Raw genomic sequence first — 19,420 nt, 5'->3', positions numbered from 1 at the left:
GTCCGGGCACGGCACCCAGCCTGCGGGAACGCGCCGGAGTCACCCAGCCCTCCGTTGTACGTACGTCCGCCGGTCCTACCACTGGCGGGGACAGGATCGTGTGCGTACGACCGGGAATACTTGAGGCATGGACGATAAGCCCGAATCCACGGCGGGACCCGCCGCCGGCCCCGGTACCGGCCTCGGTGCCGGCCTGGACCGGCGCGCCGAGATCAGCGAGTTTCTGCGCACCCGGCGTGCCCGGCTGAAGCCGGAGGACGTCGGGCTGCCGGACTTCGGGCGGCACCGCAGGGTGCCGGGGCTGCGGCGCGAGGAGCTGGCCCAGCTGGCCGGGGTGTCCGTGGCGTACTACACACGCCTGGAGCAGGGCAACGGGCGGAACGTCTCGGCGGAGGTCCTCGACGCGATCGCGCGAGCGCTGCGGCTGAGCGACGCCGAGCACGCGCACCTCACCCACCTCGCCAAGCCCAAGCAGCACAAGAAGAAGCAGGTCGCGCGCACGGAGCAGGTGCGGCCGGCGCTGCGGCAGCTGCTGGAGTCGATCGACGGCGTGCCCGCGTACATCTCGGGCCGGCGCTCGGACATCCTCGCCTGGAACCGGATGGCGGCGGCGGTCTTCGGCGACTGGTCGGAGCTGCCGGCGCAGGAGCGGAACTGGGCCCGGCTGGTGTTCCTGCGGCCCGAGTACCGCGACCTGTTCGTGGAGTGGGACCAGAAGGCGTACGACATGGTCAGCTACCTCCGCATGGACGCGGGCTGCCACTCGGACGACCCGCTCCTGTCCGCCCTGGTCGGCGAACTCTCTGTCAAGAGCGAGGAGTTCCGCCGGCTGTGGGCCACTCATGACGTCAAGGAGAAGAGCTACGGCGTCAAGCACCTCCGGCATCCGCTGGTGGGCGGGCTGACCCTGAACTTCGAGTCGTTCCGCCTGTCCGACGGCACGGAACAGAGCCTGATCACGTGCCACGCGGAGCCGGGGTCGCCGTCGGCGGAGGCGTTGCGCCTGCTGGCGAGCTGGGGCGCCGACGCGACGAAGGCGGGGGTGGCGGGTACGTCCGGTACGTCGGGTACGGGGACGTCGGCGCCGTCGGTGTGACGGGCGGCCGGGTCCCCGACCCCGCCCCGAAAAGCGGGCGCTCGCGGGCGGGCGACGGGGGGAGGGCGCGCGATTCACACCAGTTCGGGTTGAGGTTCCGGTTGCGGCACTGCTGCGGCCTTCGGTTCCCACAGTTTGGTGGTCCGCACGTAGCCGTAGATCACGGAAACCATGGCCAGAACAAGAAGTGGCCCGAACACCCGCGGATGCGTGGCCATTTCCACCGACAGATAGCGATACGACACCAAGAGCGCGGCGAAGACCATCACGCCGTAAGCGACCAGCTGGATTCCTGGCCGATCCCAACCGCGATCGTACGAACGCAGAGCTGCCTCGACCGTGAACACGAACACCACACCGGCAATGAGATCCACGCCGTAGTGGTAGCCGAATCCCAGCGTCGCGCCGAGCGTGGCTATCAGCCAGAACGTGCCCGCGAAACGCAGAATTCTCGGACCCTTGCGGGAATGGATGAAGATCGCCGTGGCCCAGGCGGTGTGCAGGCTGGGCATGCAATTGCGAGGGGTGATCTGGTCGTACGGCATCGCGTGCGGAGTGGTGAGCGGTGGCGGCACGTCCGGCCACAGGTTGGCCAGCGCCCAGTGACCGCCGCCGGTACCGAAGGCGCCGGTGCCGTAGGCGAAGATCGGTCCGACCACCGGGAAGATCATGTAGATGCCCGGCCCGAGGAGGCCGATCAGCAGGAACGTGCGCACCAGGTGATGGCTCGGGAAGCGGCGCTCGGCCGCCACGTTGCGCAGCTGGTACAGCGCGATGACGACCGCGGCCACCGCCAGCTGGACGTAGACGAAGTCGAGAACATGGGCGCCGACCGGACCGGTGGCCCTGACCGCCCGGCCCACCAGCCACGACGGGTCGCCCAGCGCGTGATCGGCGGTGGCCAGGTACGGGTCGAGCACTGCCGGGCGGGTCTTCGACGTGATGAGCAGCCAGGTGTCGCCCGTCTTGCGGCCGGCCACCAGCAGCAGGCCCAGCCCGACGCCCTTCAGCAGTAGGAGACGTTCCTGGCCGGTGCGGTGTGTGACGGCGATGACCGCACAGCCCAGGATCACCCACAGCGCGCCGTTGCCGAAGGGGTGCCCGTCGGTCGTCCTGATGTCGAACACCCAGCGCACCAGCACGAGGGCGAGATCGATGCCGATCGCGGCGGCCATCGCGATGAACCGTTGCCGCCAGGTGAGCACCACCATCATCAACGCCATACTGGCGTACAACAGAAACCCCGATTTAGGGGCGAATATCACCTCTCGCGCCTGGCTGGCGATCGGCCCCGGCAGGCCGTATCGGCGCGCGGTGACCTCCAGCGCGATGAGGAATCCGAGTGCCGCCGCGGCTGCGGTGGCCCACAGAATCGCCTGTGGCCGAGGCCGCGAGGCGAGAGTAATTCTGCGTCTTATTCGGGAAAATGCCCGTGGTGATATAGGTATCAATTGTTTGGTCGATTTGTTAGGTATTGGCTGAATGGATGGGTTTTCATGCCGAATGGCATGGCTTTTTGGTCATGGGTGGGCGATGGGTGTGATCGTCATAAGTTCGATCATGCTATCGGTTTACTGTCAATAGTTCGGTGCCTTGGTTCGAACATGAAGAGGTCCGTCGAAGTCGCGAGGTTCCAACGGGGAAATCCCGTGCCGTCCTCGATCGGCCCGCGATTCCGTTCGAGATGCCGCGGCTCCTCGGCCAGGTTCGGCTCCCGAGGCTCCAGGATGAGGGGACGCGAACTGGGTACCTGTGTGTTGTCTGGAGGGCCTGGGCTGTGGAACTCACCGATTGGCTGCTGGCCTCGGGCGAACGCGGCAACAGCGCCACGCGTCTGGACAGCCGCCGATCGGATCGAGCCGCGTGGTCGTACGGAAACCTGGTGCGGCCCCTCATCCACGGCGCGACGTACTTCCCGGAACTCCTCCGCGCGATCCGAGCGCAGCGCGCCGGAGACCTGCTCCTGTTCACCGACTGGCGGGGAGACCCCGACGAGCGCCTCGATGGGCCCGGCAGCGAAATCGGCACCGTCCTGTGCGAGGCGGCCGAGCGGGGTGTGATCGTCAAAGGGCTGGTCTGGCGCTCCCACCTGGACCGATTCCAGTTCAGTGAGGCCGAGAACCGCCACCTCGGTGAGGAGATCGAAGCGGCGGGCGGCGAGTGCCTGCTCGATATGAGGGTGCGCCCCGGCGGTTCGCACCACCAGAAGAGCGTCGTGCTCCGGCACTGCGACCGCCCCGAGCTCGACATCGCGTTCGTCGGCGGCATCGACCTGTGCCACAACCGCCACGACGACGCGACTCACCTTGGCGACCCGCAGTCACTGCCCATCGCCGCCGCGTACGGACCGCACCCACCGTGGCACGACATCCAGCTCGCGATACGCGGACCGGCCGTCGGTGACATCGAGGCAGGCTTCCGCGAACGCTGGGACGACCCGGCGCCGCTCAGTCGCAGCCCGCTCGTGCGCCTGCGGGAGCTCGCTCACGCCGAGGACACACATGCGGACCCACTGCCGCCGCAGTCACCCGACCCCTCGCCCTGCGGTACACACACCCTCCAGGTCCTGCGCACCTATCCCAACCGGCTGCTGCGCGGCTACGACTTCGCCCCCGACGGCGAGCGCAGTATCGCCCGCGGCTACCGCAAGGCGCTGCGCCGGGCCCGCGCACTGATCTACCTGGAGGACCAGTACCTGTGGTCGCCGCACGTGGTGGAATGCTTCGCCGAGGCGCTGATCGCCAACTCCGGCCTGCGCCTGATCGCGGTCATCCCCACCGTTCCCGAGCAGGACGGCCGACTCACACTGCCGATGAATCTGATCGGCCGGATCACAGCCCTGGACAGGCTGCGCCGCGCCGGTGGTGGGCGCGTCGCGGTGTACGGGCTGGAGAACCACGCCGGGACACCGGTGTACGTGCACGCCAAGGCGTGCGTGATCGACGACGTGTGGGCCTCGGTCGGATCCGACAACATCAACCTCCGCTCCTGGACCCACGACTCCGAACTCACCTGTGCCCTCCTCGACGAGAGCACGGACCCACGCGAGCCGCGCGACCCCGGCGGTCTCGGAGACGGCGCGCGCACCTTCGCCAGGAATCTGCGCCTGGAACTCGCGCGCGAGCACCTGGACCTGGAAGCACCCCGGACCCCGTACGCGCCCGACCCGCTCTGCGATCCCCTGAGCGCCTTCGACGCCTTCGAGGCGAGCGCTGCCGCACTGGACTCCTGGCACGACAACGGCCGCCGCGGCCCCAGGCCACCCGGGCGCCTACGCGCCTATCGCCCGCCCGGCCTTTCGCGCACGGCCAAGGCACTCTGCCCGCCTCTGCATCGCCTTCTCGTCGACCCGGACGGCCGCCCCTTCAGGCTGCGCCGCCGCAACGAGTACTGACGATCGAGCCGTCCTGGCCAGTCGCGCATCATCAGGGCGGCGTCGCGTTCCTCCTGATTCAGGCTGCCGCGGAGGCGGTGCGCGGCTGTGTCCGGTTGTGTCCGGTTGTGTCGCAGTGCTCAGCTCTCTGCGGGGGCAACGCCGATCGGGCAGGACACGCCGGTCCCGCCGATCCCGCAGTAGCCCGCCGGGTTCTTGTCCAAGTACTGCTGGTGATACCCCTCCGCCGGATAGAACGTCCGACCCTCCGCCGGAAGGATCTCCGTCGTGATCGTGCCGTAGCCGGAGCCCGTCAGGACCTTCTGGTACGACTCGCGGGAGGCCTCGGCCGTCTTCGACTGTTCCGGGGTGTGCGGGTAGATCGCGGAGCGGTACTGGGTGCCGACGTCGTTGCCCTGGCGGAAGCCCTGGGTGGGGTCGTGGGACTCCCAGAAGGTCTTCAGGAGGCGTTCGTACGAGATCACGCTCGGGTCGAAGACCACGCGTACGACCTCGGTGTGGCCGGTCAGACCCGAGCAGACCTCTTCGTAGGTGGGGTTCTCGGTGTGGCCGCCCTGATAGCCGACCAGAGTCGTCCACACGCCCGCCGGAAGCTGCCAGAACTTGCGCTCGGCGCCCCAGAAGCACCCCAGACCGAAGTCGGCGATCTCAAGACCCTCGGGGTAGGGGCCGAGCAGCGGGTTGCCGAGGACCGTGTGACGGGCGGGGACCGTGAAGGCCGGCTCGGGGCGCCCCTGCAGCGCCTGCTCGGGGGTGGGCAGGGTGGGCGTACGGCCGAACAACATGTCGGGGTCTCCTTCGTCCTCTCGCCATCTCTCCGGGGATCTCTCCCGGGCGGCACTGTCTCAACGATTTCCTGCCGCCCCGAATTCCAGCCGGACAGACTCAGGCCTGCCCAGTCAGCCGGAGGCCACGCCCTCAGCCGGCAGCCGCACGCTGTCATTCGGTGCGGTGGGGAATCTTCGAAGCGGGGAGTGAGGCTGCCGAGTGAGCGGGAAGTTCCGGCCGCGGCCCGGCTGTGTGGTGCAGGGCTACAAGTTCGCCCTCGATCCGAACACCAGGCCCGGCCGTAATACCGGCTGAGGTAGGCGGGCAGGTGGCGCAAGCCTGCCGCGCCCGACCCGAACCCGCCCGCCGCGCGCGGGTCAGCACGGCGATGTCGGGCCCGCCGCACGACCCGTGTGCGCTCAGTGCGGCAGTGTCGCCGGGCTGCCGCCGTTCGCCTCGTAGCCCGCCACCGCGAGCGCGCGGTAGACCGCGAACTCCGCGGCGGGGTCGGGGGAGAGGGTCCAGGGGAGCGCGCCCACGTGGCCGTCGACCGCTATCAGCTCGTTCATCGCCTCCGCCCAGCGTTCGCCGCGGACCAGGAAGAAGACCAGCAGATGGCGTACGTGCGCCAGCATCGGGTCGTCGGGGCGGGCCGCGTGCACCGTGTACAGCGCGCCGTGGATCGCCTTCGTCACGACCTCGCTCTGGTAGAAGCCGCTGACCAGGTTCACCTCGGGCAGATGCTCGAAGACCGCGAAGAGCGGCATGGCGGCGAGGAGGGAGCCCTGGGGGGCGCGGGCCGCGGCCGCCTCCGCGAAGTCGTACGCCAGCTTGCGCGAGCCGTGCCACTTCTCGCACCAGTAGTGCAGGGCGGCCAGGTGCGCGCCCATGTGGGCCGGGGCGCGGTCCAGGATCTTCAGCCAGAGCTGCTCGAACTCCGGCTGGGAGTAGGCGAGTCCGCGCGCGACCGACAGCTCGATGATGTACGGGATCGGGTCACCGGGGGCGAGCAGCGCCGCGTCGCCGCATGCCGACTTCGCCTCCTCCATGATGATCCGGAACTCGTCCGTGCCCGGCGTCGCCGTGCGCCACGCCTGCTGCACCAGGAACTCCGCGTGTACGGCCGCCCCGCCCGCGTCCTTGGGCTGCTCGGCCCGCCACACCCGCAGCCACTGGCCGCCCGGCGACTCGCTGACCCCGCCCGGACGCTGCTGGAGCTCCAGGGACGCGGCGCCGGCGAAGGCCTGCACCCGCTGCCAGCGGACCTCGCCCTCCGCCTCCGTGCCGGCCAGCAGCTGCGCGGCCGCGCGGTAGTCCTGGGTGCGCTGCACCAGGTCCAGGACGTCCAGCAGGTCCTGGTCGGGGCCGGGCATGCGGACGTCCAGCTCCTCCTGCCGTACGAAGCCGTAGTTCGCCGGGTCCGCGGCGTCGGGGTGGCCCGGCGGGACCTGCTCGATCATGCCCCGGCGGCGCCTCATGAACGGCACCAGCACAAAGCCGATCATGACGAGCGCGATCAGGACCCAGAGAATCTCCATGCCTCCAGCGTTCCAGACGCCACTGACAATTGGCCAACGTGTTGCCTCCGGCGGTTGGGCGGGGGTGCCTGCGGCGGCCTGTTGCTGTCGGGTGGGGGTGCGGGTAGCGCCTGCGGTTCGGTGGGTGGGTCGGGGCCGTGCCGGGGGGTGTCCGTCCTCGGTCGGGCGGTGGGCGTTGGGCTAGAGGTGCCGTGTCTTGACGCCCGACTCTGCGGGCGGACACCCCCCCGGCACGTCCCCTTGCCGCCGTACGCGGGTGCGGGCCGTCCCGCCCTGGCCGGGGGGCCGTCGCGCGCCGCAGCCGGGAGCCGTCCCGCCCCGGCCGGGGGGCCGTCGCGCGCCCCAGCCGCGGGCCGTCCCGCCCCGGCCGGGGGGCCGTCGCGCGCCTTAGCTGCGGGCCGTCCCCTCCTAGCCGCGGGCTGTTCCGTCCTAGCCGGAGGCCCGTCCCACGCCTCAGCCGGAGGCCGTCCCGGCCTGGCCGGGGGGCCGTCGCGCGCCTTAGCCGCGGGCCGTCCCCTCCTAGCCGCGGGCTGTCCCGTCCTAGCCGGAGGCCCGTCCCACGCCTCAGCCGGAGGCCGTCCCGCCCTGGCCGGGGGGCCGTCGCGCGCCTTAGCCGCGGGCCGTCCCCTCCTAGCCGCGGGTCGTTCCGTCCTAGCCGGAGGCCCGTCCCACGCCTCAGCCGGAGGCCGTCCCGCCCTGGCCGGGGGGCCGTCGCGCGCCTTAGCCGCGGGCCGTCCCCTCCTAGCCGCGGGTCGTTCCGTCCTAGCCGGAGGCCCGTCCCACGCCTCAGCCGGAGGCCGTCCCGCCCTGGCCGGAGGCCCGTCCCACGCCCCAGCCGCGGGCCGTCCCGCCCCAGCCGCGGGCCGTCCCGCCCAATCCGTGGGCAGTCGTGCCGCTGGGGCGGCTCCCGACCCACAGAGGGGCGGCGCCCCGTCAGCGCCGGGCCGCGCGACCTGCCCGCGCCCAGCCCGGACGCCGGGTGCCCCAGTAAGCGGGCTGTGCCCCTGACTCGGCCCGGCCGACGGAGTCACCCCGCGCCGGGTTTCGCGACCCACCCCCGCCCAGTCTCGACGCCGGGCACCCGGCAGTCGGTGTCGGTTTCCGGTCCTGGGTGTCTGCCCGGAAACCACGCCGTCCGGCATCCGCCCCGTTCGCGCATTACGCTCGGTGCCCATGAGTGACAGGCACATCAGTCAGCACTTCGAGACCCTGGCGATCCACGCGGGCAACACCGCCGATCCCCTGACCGGCGCCGTCGTCCCGCCGATCTACCAGGTCTCGACCTACAAGCAGGACGGCGTGGGCGGCCTGCGTGGCGGCTACGAGTACAGCCGTAGCGCCAACCCGACCAGGACGGCCCTGGAGGAGAACCTCGCCGCCTTGGAGGGCGGGCGCCGGGGGCTCGCGTTCGCTTCCGGACTGGCGGCCGAGGACTGCCTGTTGCGTACGCTGCTCAGCCCCGGCGACCACGTGGTCATCCCCAACGACGCGTACGGCGGCACGTTCCGCCTCTTCGCGAAGGTCGTCGCCCGGTGGGGCGTGGAGTGGTCGGTCGCCGACACCAGCGACCCGTCCGCCGTACGGGCCGCCATCACCCCGAAGACCAAGGTCGTGTGGGTGGAGACACCCTCCAACCCGCTGCTCGGCATCACCGACATCGCCGCCGTCGCCCAGATCGCCCGCGACGCGGGCGCGAGGCTCGTCGTCGACAACACCTTCGCCACGCCGTATCTGCAGCAGCCGCTGTCGTTGGGCGCGGATGTCGTGGTGCACTCCCTGACCAAGTACATGGGCGGCCACTCGGACGTCGTCGGGGGCGCGCTGATCGTCAGCGACTCGGACCTGGGCGACGAACTGGCCTTCCACCAGAACGCGATGGGCGCGGTCGCCGGGCCCTTCGACTCCTGGCTGGTGCTGCGGGGCACCAAGACGCTGTCGGTGCGCATGGACCGGCACAGCGAGAACGCCACCAAGATCGCCGACATGCTCAGCCGGCACGCGCGCGTGACGCGCGTTCTGTACCCGGGGCTGCCCGAGCACCCCGGTCACGAGGTCGCCGCCAAGCAGATGCGGGCGTTCGGTGGCATGGTCTCCTTCCAGGTCGCCGGCGGTGAGGAGGCGGCCGTCGAGGTCTGCAACCGGGCCAAGGTGTTCACGCTCGGCGAGTCCCTGGGCGGTGTGGAGTCCCTCATCGAGCACCCGGGACGCATGACGCACGCCTCCGCGGCCGGCTCGGCCCTGGAGGTACCGGCCGACCTCGTCCGCCTCTCCGTGGGCATCGAGAACGTCGACGATCTCCTGGAAGACCTCCAGCAGGCGCTCGGCTAGGCGGGGGCCTGCAGGAAGGGCTCACCAGCCCGTCAGCGGTGGGGTCGTCTCCGACGGCGGCTCCACCCACGGGCGGGCCATCAGCGCCCACACCACGAACGCCACCGCCGCGGCGAACAGCAGCAGCCACATCAGGCGTACTGCGGCCGTCCTGCGGCGCAGCATGCGGCCACCGCGCCGCACGGCCTCCGGGTACAGCTCCGGCGGCACCGGCGGCGGCGTGCGCTCCATGATCCGCCGTGCCGCCGCCTCACGTTCGGTGCGATTCATGGCGACGCCGCCTTCGCTTCGAGCACGGCCGGTGCCGGCTCCCGCGGCGGATGCAGCAGGGTCGCCGTCGCCCGGTCGCAGATCGCGTGGACACGCTCCCGGGGCAGGCCGAGCAGGGCCGCCGCCTGTTCCTCGGCGACACCCTCGTACAGGCGCAGGACCAGGATCAGGCGTTCCTGCGGGGAGAGCCGGGCGAGCGGGCTGTCGGGGTGCGGGCGGGAGCGGCCGAGGGCGCCCAGACCGCCGTACTCATGCCAGGCGGCTCGGGAGAAGCGGGTGGCCAGGTACTGGCGGGCGCGGTCGTACGGGTCCTCGCCGCGCAGCCGGTCCCAGCAGGCGTACGTGTGCGCGAGGGACAGCGTCAGCAGGCGCCGCGCGCGCGGGTTGTCGTCCGGCGGCTCCGCGGTGAGCAGCGTGGCGGCATGCAGCAGCCGCCCTGCCGCGCCCGCGACGAACGCCTCGAACTCCCGGGCCCGGCGGGCGTCCTGGGCCGCACGCCGTCGTCCCACCGCCCCTCCCGCCTTGAGCGCCCACCAGTTTTCATATGAGGCCAGCGGCGGCCCAGGGTCAAGAGCCGGGAACGGATCACATGAGCACGCGCGCGTACGCTTTCAAATCACCTCACGGCGCGGGATAAGTTGCCCGCCATGACTGAGCTCGGAGCTGTCGCCTGGCCACCTGCCCCGATACGGACCGAACGGCTCGTGCTCCGCGAGTCCGAGGCCCGGGACCGTGCGGCGTTCATCGAGCTGTTCGCATCGCCGGAGGTGGGCACCTACATCGGTGGCCCTCGACCGCGTGACGAGCTCCAACACGCGGTGCCTGAGGTGCCCGGGCGGCGCCCCGGCCTTTTCGTGATCGATCTCGACGGAACGATGATCGGCATGGTCACGCTCGATCGGCGCGACGCGGAGCGTCCGGGGCACGTCCGTCCGGATGCCGGGGAGGCCGAGCTCGGCTACATGTTCCTGCCGCAGGCGTGGGGACGCGGGTACGCCGCCGAGGCGTGCGCGGCGGCACTGGACTGGTTCGCCGACGCGCTTCCCGGCGAGCCGGTGGTGCTCTGCACCCGGACCGCCAACGACCGCGCGATGCGCCTCGCGGCGAAGCTGGGGTTCACCGAGGTGGAGCGGTTCGAGGAGTACGGCGCCGAGCAGTGGTTCGGCGTGTGGCCGGCAACGTAGCCCTCGTACGCTGTTCCCCGTGCCCTCCACCCGCCTCCATCGCGTTGCCGTGCTTGTGCTCGAGGGTGCGAAGCCGCTCGATGTCGGCATTCCCGCGCAGGTGTTCACGACCCGGGCGAGCATGCCGTACGAGGTGCGGGTCTGCGGTGCGGAGACCGGTCTCGTGACCGGCGGCGACGGCCTGTCGTACCACGTCGCCCACGGCCTCGACGCGCTGGCGTGGGCCGATGTCGTCTTCATCCCCGGTTACCGGTCTCCGGACCGCGACGATCCGCCGTCGGCCGTCGTCGACGCGCTGCTCGCCGCCCACGATCGGGGCGCGCGGCTCGCCGCCATCTCCACGGGCGCCTTCGCGCTCGCCGCCACGGGTCTGCTCGACGGCAAGCGCGCCACGACGCACTGGCATTACTCACAGGCGCTCAGGGCGAAGCATCCCCTCGTCCGAGTCGACGAGAACGTCCTGTTCGTCGACGAGGGCAGCGTGCTGACGTCGGCCGGCGCCGCTTCCGGCATCGACCTGTGCCTGCATGTTCTGCGCGGAGACCTCGGGGTGGCCGCGTCGAATCACGCGGCCCGGCGGCTGGTCGCGGCCCCCTACCGCAGCGGCGGTCAGGCACAGTACGTGCCGCGCAGCCTGCCCGAGCCGCTCGGCGAGCGGTTCGCCACCACCCGCGAATGGGCCCTGCACCGGCTCGGCGAGCCGCTCACCCTCGATGTGCTCGCCCGGCACGCGGCGGTCTCGCCGCGCACCTTCTCGAGGCGCTTCGTCGAGGACACCGGGTACACGCCGATGCAGTGGGTCATGCGCGCCCGCATCGACATGGCCCGTGAGCTGCTGGAGCGCTCGGAGCGGAGCGTCGAACAGATCGCCGCCGACGTCGGTCTGGGCACCGGCACGAATCTGCGGCTGCACTTCCACCGCATCCTCGGCACCACCCCGAGCGAGTACCGGCGCACGTTCGCCCAGGGCGAGTAGCCGGCCTGGCGAGATCCTTACGAACCGTGGCGCTTACGCCGCGGTCACGGGCGAAGGCTGTCCGCGAGGCTGGTGGCGAACCGAAGGGAGAGCTCTCATGACTCGTATCGCCATCAACGGATTCGGCCGCATCGGACGCAATGTGCTGCGCGCGCTGCTCGAACGCACCAGCGACCTCGAGGTCGTCGCCGTCAACGACCTCACGGAGCCCGCCACCCTCGCGCGGCTGCTCGCCTACGACTCGACGGCCGGTCGGCTCGGTCGCCCGGTGACCGTCGACGGGGACGCGCTCGTCGTCGACGGACGCCGCATCACGGTGCTCGCCGAGCGCGAACCGGCGCAGCTGCCGTGGGCCGAACTCGGCGTGGACATCGTGCTGGAGGCGACCGGCCGCTTCACCTCGGCCAAGGCCGCCCGTGCCCACCTCGACGCGGGCGCGAAGAAGGTGCTCGTCAGCGCGCCGTCGGACGGCGCCGACGTCACGCTCGCGTTCGGGGTCAACACCGCCGCGTACGACCCGGACGTGCACACGATCGTCTCGAACGCCTCCTGCACGACCAACGCGCTCGCGCCGCTGGCCGCGGTGCTGGACGAGCTCGCCGGTATCGAGCACGGCTTCATGACGACGGTGCACGCCTACACGCAGGAGCAGAACCTGCAGGACGGTCCGCACCGCGACGCCCGCCGCGCGCGTGCGGCGGGCGTCAACATCGTGCCGACCACGACGGGCGCCGCCAAGGCGATCGGCCTCGTGCTGCCGAACCTCGACGGCAAGCTGTCGGGCGACTCGATCCGCGTGCCGGTTCCGGTGGGCTCGATCGTCGAACTCAACACGACCGTCGCCCGCGACGTGACGCGCGACGACGTGCTGGCGGCGTATCGCGCCGCGGCGCAGGGGCCGCTCGCCGGCATCCTCGAGTACGCGGACGACCCGCTCGTGTCGTCCGACATCGTGGGCAATCCGGCCTCGTCCATCTTCGACTCGGCCCTCACCCGCGTCGACGGACGTCACGTCAAGGTGGTCGCCTGGTACGACAACGAGTGGGGCTTCTCGAACCGCGTGATCGACACGCTCGAACTCCTCGCCACCGCTTGATCGGATGCCGCGGCGACGCCGCGGCGTCCACGAGTGCAGGGCAGTGCGGACTCGCGGTGGTGGGTCCGCGACCGGAGTGAGCGGTGAGGTGGCCGGGCCGTCGTAGCCCGATCACGCACCCTCGGTCCGCATCGTCAGTTGCGGCCGCCCGCCGCCCCTGCGGTTGGACTTCTCAGCGCCGGCCGGCATCACTCAGCCCGTCCCGCGTTCGAGGACGAGGCCCGTTCAGGGCCGACGTGGGGGCCGGGAGCGCCCCGCCGAACTGCCCCTCAGGACGCCGTGGGCGACTCCGCGCCCGTGATCCCCTGCGCCGCCATCCGCGAGGACAGCGCGGTGTTGAAGCGAGTGAGGAGCGTGCAGAACGCCTCGCGCTCCTCCGGGGCCCAGTCGTGTGTCAGCTCGGCCATCAACTGACGCCGGGACGAGCGCACTTCCTCCAGCCGCGACTGCCCGCGCGGGGAAAGCTGGAGCACCACCGCGCGCCCGTCCTCGGGGTGCGAGGTGCGCTTGACGAGTCCGGTGTCGACGAGCGGCGCCACCTGCCGGGTGACCGTCGACGAGTCGATCCCCATGCTCGCGGCGAGCGCCTTGACGCCCATGGGGCCTTCCTTGTCGAGGCGGTTGAGCAGCAGGTATGCGGCGCGGTCCATGGAGTTGCGCACCTGCCCGACCCCACCGAGCCGGGTCTGTTCGGCACGACGGGCGAACAGCGCCACCTCGTGCTGCAGCGTGTCGAGGAGACCGCTGTCAGCGACGGTCGTCATGTCCATCGACATTTCAGGTGTTGTGGGCATGGCCGGGGGCTCACTTCATGAAGGGGGTGCTGGGTTGGGGGACAGGGTACGCGGCCCGGACGCGGGGTGTACCGGCGCTGCGCAAACACATCTCGGTGCTTGGTCACACCAGGGCGCCGCGCCTGTGAACTGCGAGACTTGAGTCATGAGCTACAGCACGGCTGACTCCTTGCCGCCCGTCACCCTCGACGACGTGCGTGGCGCCCAGAAGATGCTGACGGGCGTGGCGCGGGTGACGGCGATGGAGGGCAGCAGGCACCTGTCCCAGCTGGTGGGCGCGCCGGTGCACTTCAAGTGCGAGAACCTCCAGCGGACGGGATCGTTCAAGCTGCGCGGCGCGTATGTGCGGATCGCCGGGCTGCTGCCGGAGGAGCGGGCGGCGGGGGTCGTGGCCGCGAGCGCCGGCAACCACGCGCAGGGCGTCGCCCTGGCGTCGTCGCTGCTCGGCGTGCGCTCCACGGTGTTCATGCCGAAGGGCGCCCCGCTGCCGAAGATCAGCGCCACCCGGGACTACGGCGCCGAGGTGCGCCTGCACGGCCAGGTGGTCGACGAGACGCTGGCCGCCGCGCAGGAGTACGCGGCCGAGACGGGCGCGGTGTTCATCCACCCCTTCGACCACCCCGACATCATCGCGGGCCAGGGCACGGTCGGCCTGGAGATCCTGGAGCAGTGCCCGGAGGTGCGGACGATCGTCGTCGGCATCGGCGGCGGCGGGCTCGCGGCGGGTATCGCGACGGCGGTGAAGGTGCTGCGGCCCGACGTGCGCATCGTGGGCGTCCAGGCGGCGGGCGCGGCGGCGTACCCGCCCTCGCTCGCGGCCGGCCACCCGGTCGCGGTCGACAACCCGGCGACCATGGCCGACGGCATCAAGGTCGGACGGCCCGGTGACGTGCCGTTCCGGATCATCGGCGACCTGGTGGACGAGGTCCGCACGGTCACCGAGGACGAGCTGGCCACCGCCCTGCTGCTCTGCCTGGAGCGGGCCAAGCTGGTCGTCGAACCGGCCGGGGCCAGCCCGGTCGCGGCGCTGCTGAGCGACCCCGGCGCCTTCGAGGGCCCGGTCGTCGCGGTGCTGTCCGGCGGCAACGTCGACCCGGTGCTGCTCCAGCGCGTCCTGCGGCACGGCATGGCCGCGCAGGGCCGCTACCTGGCCGTACGGCTGCGGCTGACGGACCGGCCGGGCGCGCTCGCCACGCTTCTCGGGGTGTTGTCAGTGGTGGACGCTAACGTCCTCGATGTGAGTCACGTACGGACCGACCCACGGCTCGGGCTCACGGAGGCGGAGGTCGAGCTGCACCTGGAGACGAAGGGCACCGCGCACTGCGTCGAGGTCGGCCAGGCCCTGCGCGAGGCGGGCTACACGGTCATCGGCTGAGGTCAGGCCACTCTTCGTCACTCGTTCGAGTAAGTCCATTGAGAGACGCGATACATCGCGTTATGGTGTGTCTGTGTTGCATGGCCAGTAATCCCCAACGACGTGGAGACTCATATGCCAGGCGCCATCTATGCCGAAGGCCTGGTGAAGACCTTCGGTGACGTAAGGGCTCTGGACGGCGTCGACCTCGATGTCCCCGAGGGCACGGTCCTCGGCCTGCTCGGGCCGAACGGCGCGGGCAAGACGACGACCGTCCGTTGTCTGACCACCCTGTTGCGTCCCGACAGCGGCTCGGCGGTCGTCGCGGGCATCGACGTCCTCAAGCATCCCGACGCCGTGCGCCGCTCCATCGGCCTGTCCGGCCAGTTCGCGGCGGTCGACGAGTACCTCACCGGCCGCGAGAACCTGCAGATGGTCGGCCAGCTCTACCAGATGAAGGCGAAGGCGGCGAAGGCCCGCGCGGCCGAACTGCTGGAACAGTTCGACCTCGCCGACGCCGCCGACCGTCCCACGAAGACCTACTCCGGCGGCATGCGCCGCCGCCTCGACCTCGCGGCCGCCCTGGTGGTCTCACCGCCCGTGATGTTCATGGACGAGCCGACGACCGGACTCGACCCGCGCAACCGTCAGCTGCTGTGGGAGGTCATCAAGCGACTGGTCTCGGGCGGTACGACGTTGCTGCTGACCACCCAGTACCTCGAAGAGGCCGATCACCTCGCGCACGAGATCGCGGTGGTCGACCACGGCCATGTCATCGCCACGGGCACCTCCGACCAGCTCAAGGCCCGCACCGGCGGCGAGCGCGTCGAGGTCGTGGTGCACGAGCGCGAGGACATCCCGTCCGCCTCCGCCCTCTTGGACAAATACAGCCTGCGCGGCTTCGGCAAGGGCGACACGACGGTCGAGGAGCACACGCGCAAGATCACCACGCCCGTGACCGGAGGCGCCAAGCTTCTCGCCGAGGTCATCCGCGAGCTCGACACCCGCGGCATCGAGATCGACGACATCGGGCTGCGCCGCCCGACCCTCGACGACGTCTTCCTGTCCCTGACAGGACACCTCGCCGAGGTGAAGGACGAGGAGAACGGCAAGGAGGCCGTCAAGTGAGTGCTCTCGACGCCGTGCGGGTCGCGCCGGCCACGAACCCGGTCAGCCAGTCCGTCCGGGACTCGATGGTCGTCGCGAAGCGCAACCTGATCCGGATGTCCCGGATCCCCGAGATGATCATCTATGGGCTGATCCAGCCGATCATGTTCGTGGTCCTGTTCACCTACGTCTTCGGCGGCTCCATGCAGATCGGCGGCAGCACCAGTGCCGTCGACTACAAGAACTTCCTGATGGCGGGCATCTTCGCGCAGACCGTCACCTTCGCCACCGCCAGCTCCGGCGCGGGCATCGCCGACGACATGCACAAGGGGCTCATCGACCGCTTCCGCTCCCTGCCCATGGCCAGGGGTGCGGTGCTCACCGGGCGAACCTTCGCCGACCTCGTCCAGACCGCCCTGACCCTGGTCGTCCTGGCCGTGGTCGCCCTGCTGGTCGGCTGGCGCATCGGGTCGGACGGTGACACCAACGCCGCCAGGGTGCTGGCGGCCTTCGGGCTGCTGCTCCTGCTCGGGTACGCGTTCACCTGGATCGGCGCCCTGATCGGCATGTCCGTCCGCACCCCCGAGGCGGCCACGTCCAGCGGACTGATCTGGCTCTTCCCGGTCACCTTCATCTCGAACGCGTTCGTGGACACCAGCCATATGACCCCGTGGCTGCGTCACGTCGCCGACTGGAACCCCTTCAGCGCCACGGTCCAGGCCTGCCGCGAGCTCTTCGCCAACCCGGGGGTCTCACCCTCGGACGCCTGGCCCATGCAGCACCCGGTCTGGGCCTCGCTGATCTACTCGGTCCTGATCATCGTGGTGTTCCGCACCCTCGCGGTACGGAAGTACCGCTCGGCGACGGCGTGACGAAACACCTTGTGTGACGAAACCCCTGGTATGACGAAACCCCTGGCATGACGAAACCCCCGGCGCCACGTGGGTGCCGGGGGGCTCGTCAAGGACATGCCGGGCGGGATCGACCGCCGCGCGGTCCGGGTCAGCCGCTGTAGGGCTCGGCCTTCAGGATCGTCACCGAGGCCTTCTTGCCGTTCGGCAGCTCGTACTCCGCGTCCTCGCCGACCTTGTGGCCCATCACGCCGGAACCCAGCGGGGACTGCGGGGAGTACGTCTCGATGTCGGCGCTCGCGTACTCGCGCGAGGCGAGCAGGAAGGTGAGCGTGTCGTCCTCGTCACCGTCGAAGGCGATCGTCACGACCATGCCGGGGGCCACCGCACCGTCCGCCGAGGCCGGCGCCTCGCCGACCTTGGCGTTCTCCAGGAGCTGGGTCAGCTGGCGCACGCGGAGCTCCTGCTTGCCCTGCTCCTCCTTGGCCGCGTGGTACCCGCCGTTCTCACGCAGGTCGCCCTCCTCGCGCGCGGCCGCGATCTTGGCGGCGATCTCCGTACGCGCAGGACCAGACAGGTACTCCAGCTCGGCCTTGAGCTGGTTGTACGCCTCCTGGGTCAGCCAGGTGACGTTCTCGCTGGTCTGGGTCACAGGTGCTCCTCGTAGGTACTGGGAATACAAAGCATCGCCCTACCCAGAAGGATGTTCCTCCACGGATGGGCGAAACCACGAGCCTAACAATTCAATGCCCGAAGGGGGAGGACATAAGCCATCAGAATCACGTCAACGCAGGTCAGCGCCTATGGATTCCGGGCGAATCCGGTCGGTGTCGACCAGGGACGGTCGGTTCCGGTCGCGGTTCGGTCGTGGGGCGGTCGCGGATCCGTCGGGGTCCGTCGCGGGTCCGACCGCAGGGTCAGTCGGCGTGGCAGCCGAGCAACTCGGCCGTCGTCCCCTGGGACGTCGTACGGAGCGTGACGACCTTGTCGATCCGGGTGGCGTCGCCGTCGAAGCGGAAGTCGGCCCGGCCGACCTCGGCGCCGCTCTCCGCCTGGGAGCGCAGCGTGCAGTAGCCGGAGGCACCGGCGTCCTTGCGGACCTCCAGGTGGACCTTCACCGCGTCCTTGCCGGCGTCGAACTCGATCACCTCGGCGCTGATCTTGTTCTGGCCGACGTAGTGGTAGCCGAAGTAGCCGACCAGCGCCAGCAGGGCCACCCCGAGGGCAGCGCCGACGACCTTGAGCGTGCGGTCGGAGCGCGCGTCCGAGGAGCGGCCGTAGCGGCCCTCGGGCAGCCGCGTGCTCGCCGTGCTCATGATCGTCCTCTCGGCAGGGGCGGGACGGATCTCCCAAAAGGGGCCTGCGGGCCGTACCCCGGAATTATCCGCCCCCCGATTCGGTCACTATAGAAGCCGCCGATCGCACCGGTTCACACCGGGCGCCGACTTATGAGGATTGAGTCTTGACTGACCAGTTGCGACTGATGGCCGTCCACGCCCACCCCGACGACGAGTCGAGCAAGGGCGCGGCCACCATGGCGAAGTACGTGTCCGAGGGGGTGGACGTGCTGGTCGTGACCTGCACGGGCGGGGAGCGCGGCTCCATCCTCAATCCGAAGCTCCAGGGCGACAAGTACATCGAGGAGCACATCCACGAGGTACGCAAGAAGGAGATGGACGAGGCCCGCGAGATCCTCGGGGTCAGGCAGGAGTGGCTCGGCTTCGTCGACTCCGGCCTGCCCGAGGGCGACCCGCTGCCCCCACTCCCCGAGGGCTGCTTCGCCCTGGAGGACGTCGACAAGGCGGCCGGTGAGCTGGTGAAGCAGATCCGCTCGTTCCGTCCCCAGGTGATCACCACCTATGACGAGAACGGCGGCTACCCGCACCCCGACCACATCATGACCCACAAGATCTCGATGGTGGCGTTCGAGGGCGCGGCGGACACCGAGAAGTACCCGGAGGCGGAGTTCGGGCCCGCGTACCAGCCGCTCAAGCTCTACTACAACCAGGGCTTCAACCGCCCGCGCACCCAGGCGCTGCACGACGCGATGATCGCGCGCGGCCTGGAGTCGCCGTACGGGGACTGGCTCAAGCGCTGGGACGAGTTCCAGCGCGCCGAGCGCACCCTCACCACGCATGTCCCGTGCGCCGACTTCTACGAGATCCGCGACAAGGCCCTGATCGCGCACGCCACCCAGATCGACCCGGACGGCGGTTGGTTCCGCGTGCCGATGGAGCTCCAGAAGGAGGTCTGGCCTACGGAGGAGTACGAGCTGGCGAAGTCCCTCGTCGATACCTCCCTCCCCGAGGACGACCTCTTTGCGGGCATCCGCGACAATGCCTGACATGAGCGCAAGCGCAAGCCTGGCAATGACACAGCTCGCCACCCTCGCCAAGGAGGTCGACGAGGACAAGGTCACCCCCGGCGTCCTCGGCTTCATCGTCTTCGCGGTGATGGCGTTGGCGGTGTGGGGCCTGATGAAGTCCATGAACCGCCACATGAGCAGGGTCGACTTCAAAGAGGCCCCGGACCCGAAGGCGGACGCCGGGGAGGCCGGGAAGGCCCAGGACACCACGGCCTCCGGCACGGCGAAGCCGCGGCAGGGCTGACCGGCCTTCGCCGGTACGGTGCGTCACCCACAGGTGTGACGGACCGTACAGTCCG

Annotated in this window: 19 protein-coding genes; 11 read left to right on the top strand and 8 right to left on the bottom strand. The window is 70.5% G+C overall.

Annotated elements, in window-relative coordinates; all coding sequences use genetic code 11:
* Positions 1-127 precede the first annotated feature (127 nt).
* Positions 128-1,096, top strand: coding sequence for a helix-turn-helix domain-containing protein (locus tag QQM39_RS15470; RefSeq protein WP_301997291.1), 969 nt, complete (start codon positions 128-130; stop codon positions 1,094-1,096).
* A 74-nt stretch (positions 1,097-1,170) separates the two neighbouring features.
* On the opposite strand, the gene QQM39_RS15465 is transcribed toward QQM39_RS15470, so the two are convergent.
* Positions 1,171-2,469, bottom strand: a complete 1,299-nt coding sequence (locus QQM39_RS15465; protein WP_302003592.1) for a phosphatase PAP2 family protein — start codon at positions 2,467-2,469, stop codon at positions 1,171-1,173.
* Between the two features lie 404 nt (positions 2,470-2,873).
* Here QQM39_RS15465 and QQM39_RS15460 point away from each other — a divergent pair, with 404 nt between their 5' ends.
* Positions 2,874-4,490, top strand: coding sequence for a phospholipase D-like domain-containing protein (locus QQM39_RS15460; protein WP_301997290.1), 1,617 nt, complete (start codon positions 2,874-2,876; stop codon positions 4,488-4,490).
* A 119-nt stretch (positions 4,491-4,609) separates the two neighbouring features.
* Here QQM39_RS15460 and msrA read toward each other — a convergent pair whose 3' ends face one another.
* Together msrA and QQM39_RS15450 are read right to left on the bottom strand one after the other, a co-directional pair.
* A complete protein-coding gene (gene msrA, locus QQM39_RS15455) occupies positions 4,610-5,275 on the bottom strand; it encodes a peptide-methionine (S)-S-oxide reductase MsrA (RefSeq protein WP_301997289.1) in 666 nt (221 codons plus the stop codon).
* Between the two features lie 402 nt (positions 5,276-5,677).
* Positions 5,678-6,796 carry a hypothetical protein gene (locus QQM39_RS15450; protein ID WP_301997288.1) on the bottom strand — a complete coding sequence of 373 codons (1,119 nt, stop codon included), beginning with the start codon at positions 6,794-6,796 and terminating at the stop codon, positions 5,678-5,680.
* A 1,173-nt stretch (positions 6,797-7,969) separates the two neighbouring features.
* Here QQM39_RS15450 and QQM39_RS15445 point away from each other — a divergent pair.
* A complete protein-coding gene (locus QQM39_RS15445) occupies positions 7,970-9,124 on the top strand; it encodes a cystathionine gamma-synthase (protein WP_301997287.1) in 1,155 nt (384 codons plus the stop codon).
* 21 nt (positions 9,125-9,145) lie between these two features.
* Here QQM39_RS15445 and QQM39_RS15440 read toward each other — a convergent pair whose 3' ends face one another.
* Positions 9,146-9,394: a hypothetical protein gene (locus tag QQM39_RS15440; protein ID WP_301997286.1), complete on the bottom strand. Its 249-nt coding sequence runs from the start codon at positions 9,392-9,394 to the stop codon at positions 9,146-9,148.
* Entirely contained in the window at positions 9,391-9,903 is a 513-nt protein-coding gene (locus QQM39_RS15435; RefSeq protein ID WP_301997285.1) for a sigma factor-like helix-turn-helix DNA-binding protein, read from the bottom strand. Before QQM39_RS15435 ends, QQM39_RS15440 begins: the two co-directional genes overlap by 4 nt.
* A 138-nt stretch (positions 9,904-10,041) precedes the next feature.
* On the opposite strand from QQM39_RS15435, the gene QQM39_RS15430 reads away from it, so the two are divergent.
* From QQM39_RS15430 to gap, 3 genes are all read left to right on the top strand, one after another.
* A complete protein-coding gene (locus tag QQM39_RS15430; protein WP_301997284.1) occupies positions 10,042-10,578 on the top strand; it encodes a GNAT family N-acetyltransferase in 537 nt (178 codons plus the stop codon).
* A 19-nt stretch (positions 10,579-10,597) separates the two neighbouring features.
* On the top strand, positions 10,598-11,554 hold the full coding sequence (locus QQM39_RS15425) for a GlxA family transcriptional regulator (RefSeq protein ID WP_301997283.1): 957 nt from the start codon (positions 10,598-10,600) through the stop codon (positions 11,552-11,554).
* 97 nt (positions 11,555-11,651) lie between these two features.
* On the top strand, positions 11,652-12,650 hold the full coding sequence (gene gap / locus QQM39_RS15420) for a type I glyceraldehyde-3-phosphate dehydrogenase (protein ID WP_301997282.1): 999 nt from the start codon (positions 11,652-11,654) through the stop codon (positions 12,648-12,650).
* 269 nt (positions 12,651-12,919) lie between these two features.
* On the opposite strand, the gene QQM39_RS15415 is transcribed toward gap, so the two are convergent.
* Complete coding sequence (locus tag QQM39_RS15415) at positions 12,920-13,426, bottom strand: MarR family winged helix-turn-helix transcriptional regulator (protein ID WP_302003591.1); 507 nt, start codon at positions 13,424-13,426, stop codon at positions 12,920-12,922.
* A 163-nt stretch (positions 13,427-13,589) separates the two neighbouring features.
* Here QQM39_RS15415 and ilvA point away from each other — a divergent pair, with 163 nt between their 5' ends.
* The 3 genes from ilvA (at position 13,590) to QQM39_RS15400 (ending at position 16,777) form a co-directional block, all read left to right on the top strand.
* A complete protein-coding gene (ilvA, locus tag QQM39_RS15410; protein WP_301997281.1) occupies positions 13,590-14,819 on the top strand; it encodes a threonine ammonia-lyase in 1,230 nt (409 codons plus the stop codon).
* A gap of 114 nt (positions 14,820-14,933) precedes the next feature.
* Positions 14,934-15,926 carry an ATP-binding cassette domain-containing protein gene (locus QQM39_RS15405; protein WP_301997280.1) on the top strand — a complete coding sequence of 331 codons (993 nt, stop codon included), beginning with the start codon at positions 14,934-14,936 and terminating at the stop codon, positions 15,924-15,926.
* Complete coding sequence (locus tag QQM39_RS15400; RefSeq protein ID WP_301997279.1) at positions 15,923-16,777, top strand: ABC transporter permease; 855 nt, start codon at positions 15,923-15,925, stop codon at positions 16,775-16,777. The genes QQM39_RS15405 and QQM39_RS15400 overlap by 4 nt, the downstream gene beginning before the upstream one ends.
* Before the next feature lie 130 nt (positions 16,778-16,907).
* Here QQM39_RS15400 and greA read toward each other — a convergent pair whose 3' ends face one another.
* Both greA and QQM39_RS15390 read right to left on the bottom strand, forming a co-directional pair.
* On the bottom strand, positions 16,908-17,408 hold the full coding sequence (greA, locus tag QQM39_RS15395) for a transcription elongation factor GreA (RefSeq protein ID WP_301997278.1): 501 nt from the start codon (positions 17,406-17,408) through the stop codon (positions 16,908-16,910).
* A gap of 265 nt (positions 17,409-17,673) precedes the next feature.
* On the bottom strand, positions 17,674-18,072 hold the full coding sequence (locus tag QQM39_RS15390) for a DUF4307 domain-containing protein (RefSeq protein ID WP_301997277.1): 399 nt from the start codon (positions 18,070-18,072) through the stop codon (positions 17,674-17,676).
* A 146-nt stretch (positions 18,073-18,218) separates the two neighbouring features.
* On the opposite strand from QQM39_RS15390, the gene mca reads away from it, so the two are divergent.
* Together mca and QQM39_RS15380 are read left to right on the top strand one after the other, a co-directional pair.
* A complete protein-coding gene (mca, locus tag QQM39_RS15385; protein ID WP_301997276.1) occupies positions 18,219-19,100 on the top strand; it encodes a mycothiol conjugate amidase Mca in 882 nt (293 codons plus the stop codon).
* Positions 19,093-19,365, top strand: coding sequence for a hypothetical protein (locus tag QQM39_RS15380; RefSeq protein ID WP_301997275.1), 273 nt, complete (start codon positions 19,093-19,095; stop codon positions 19,363-19,365). Before mca ends, QQM39_RS15380 begins: the two co-directional genes overlap by 8 nt.
* Positions 19,366-19,420: the final 55 nt, after the last annotated feature.

The organism is Streptomyces sp. DT2A-34 (genome assembly GCF_030499515.1).
Classification (GTDB): Bacteria; Actinomycetota; Actinomycetes; order Streptomycetales; family Streptomycetaceae; genus Streptomyces.
This window is presented reverse-complemented; position numbering and strand designations above follow the sequence as displayed.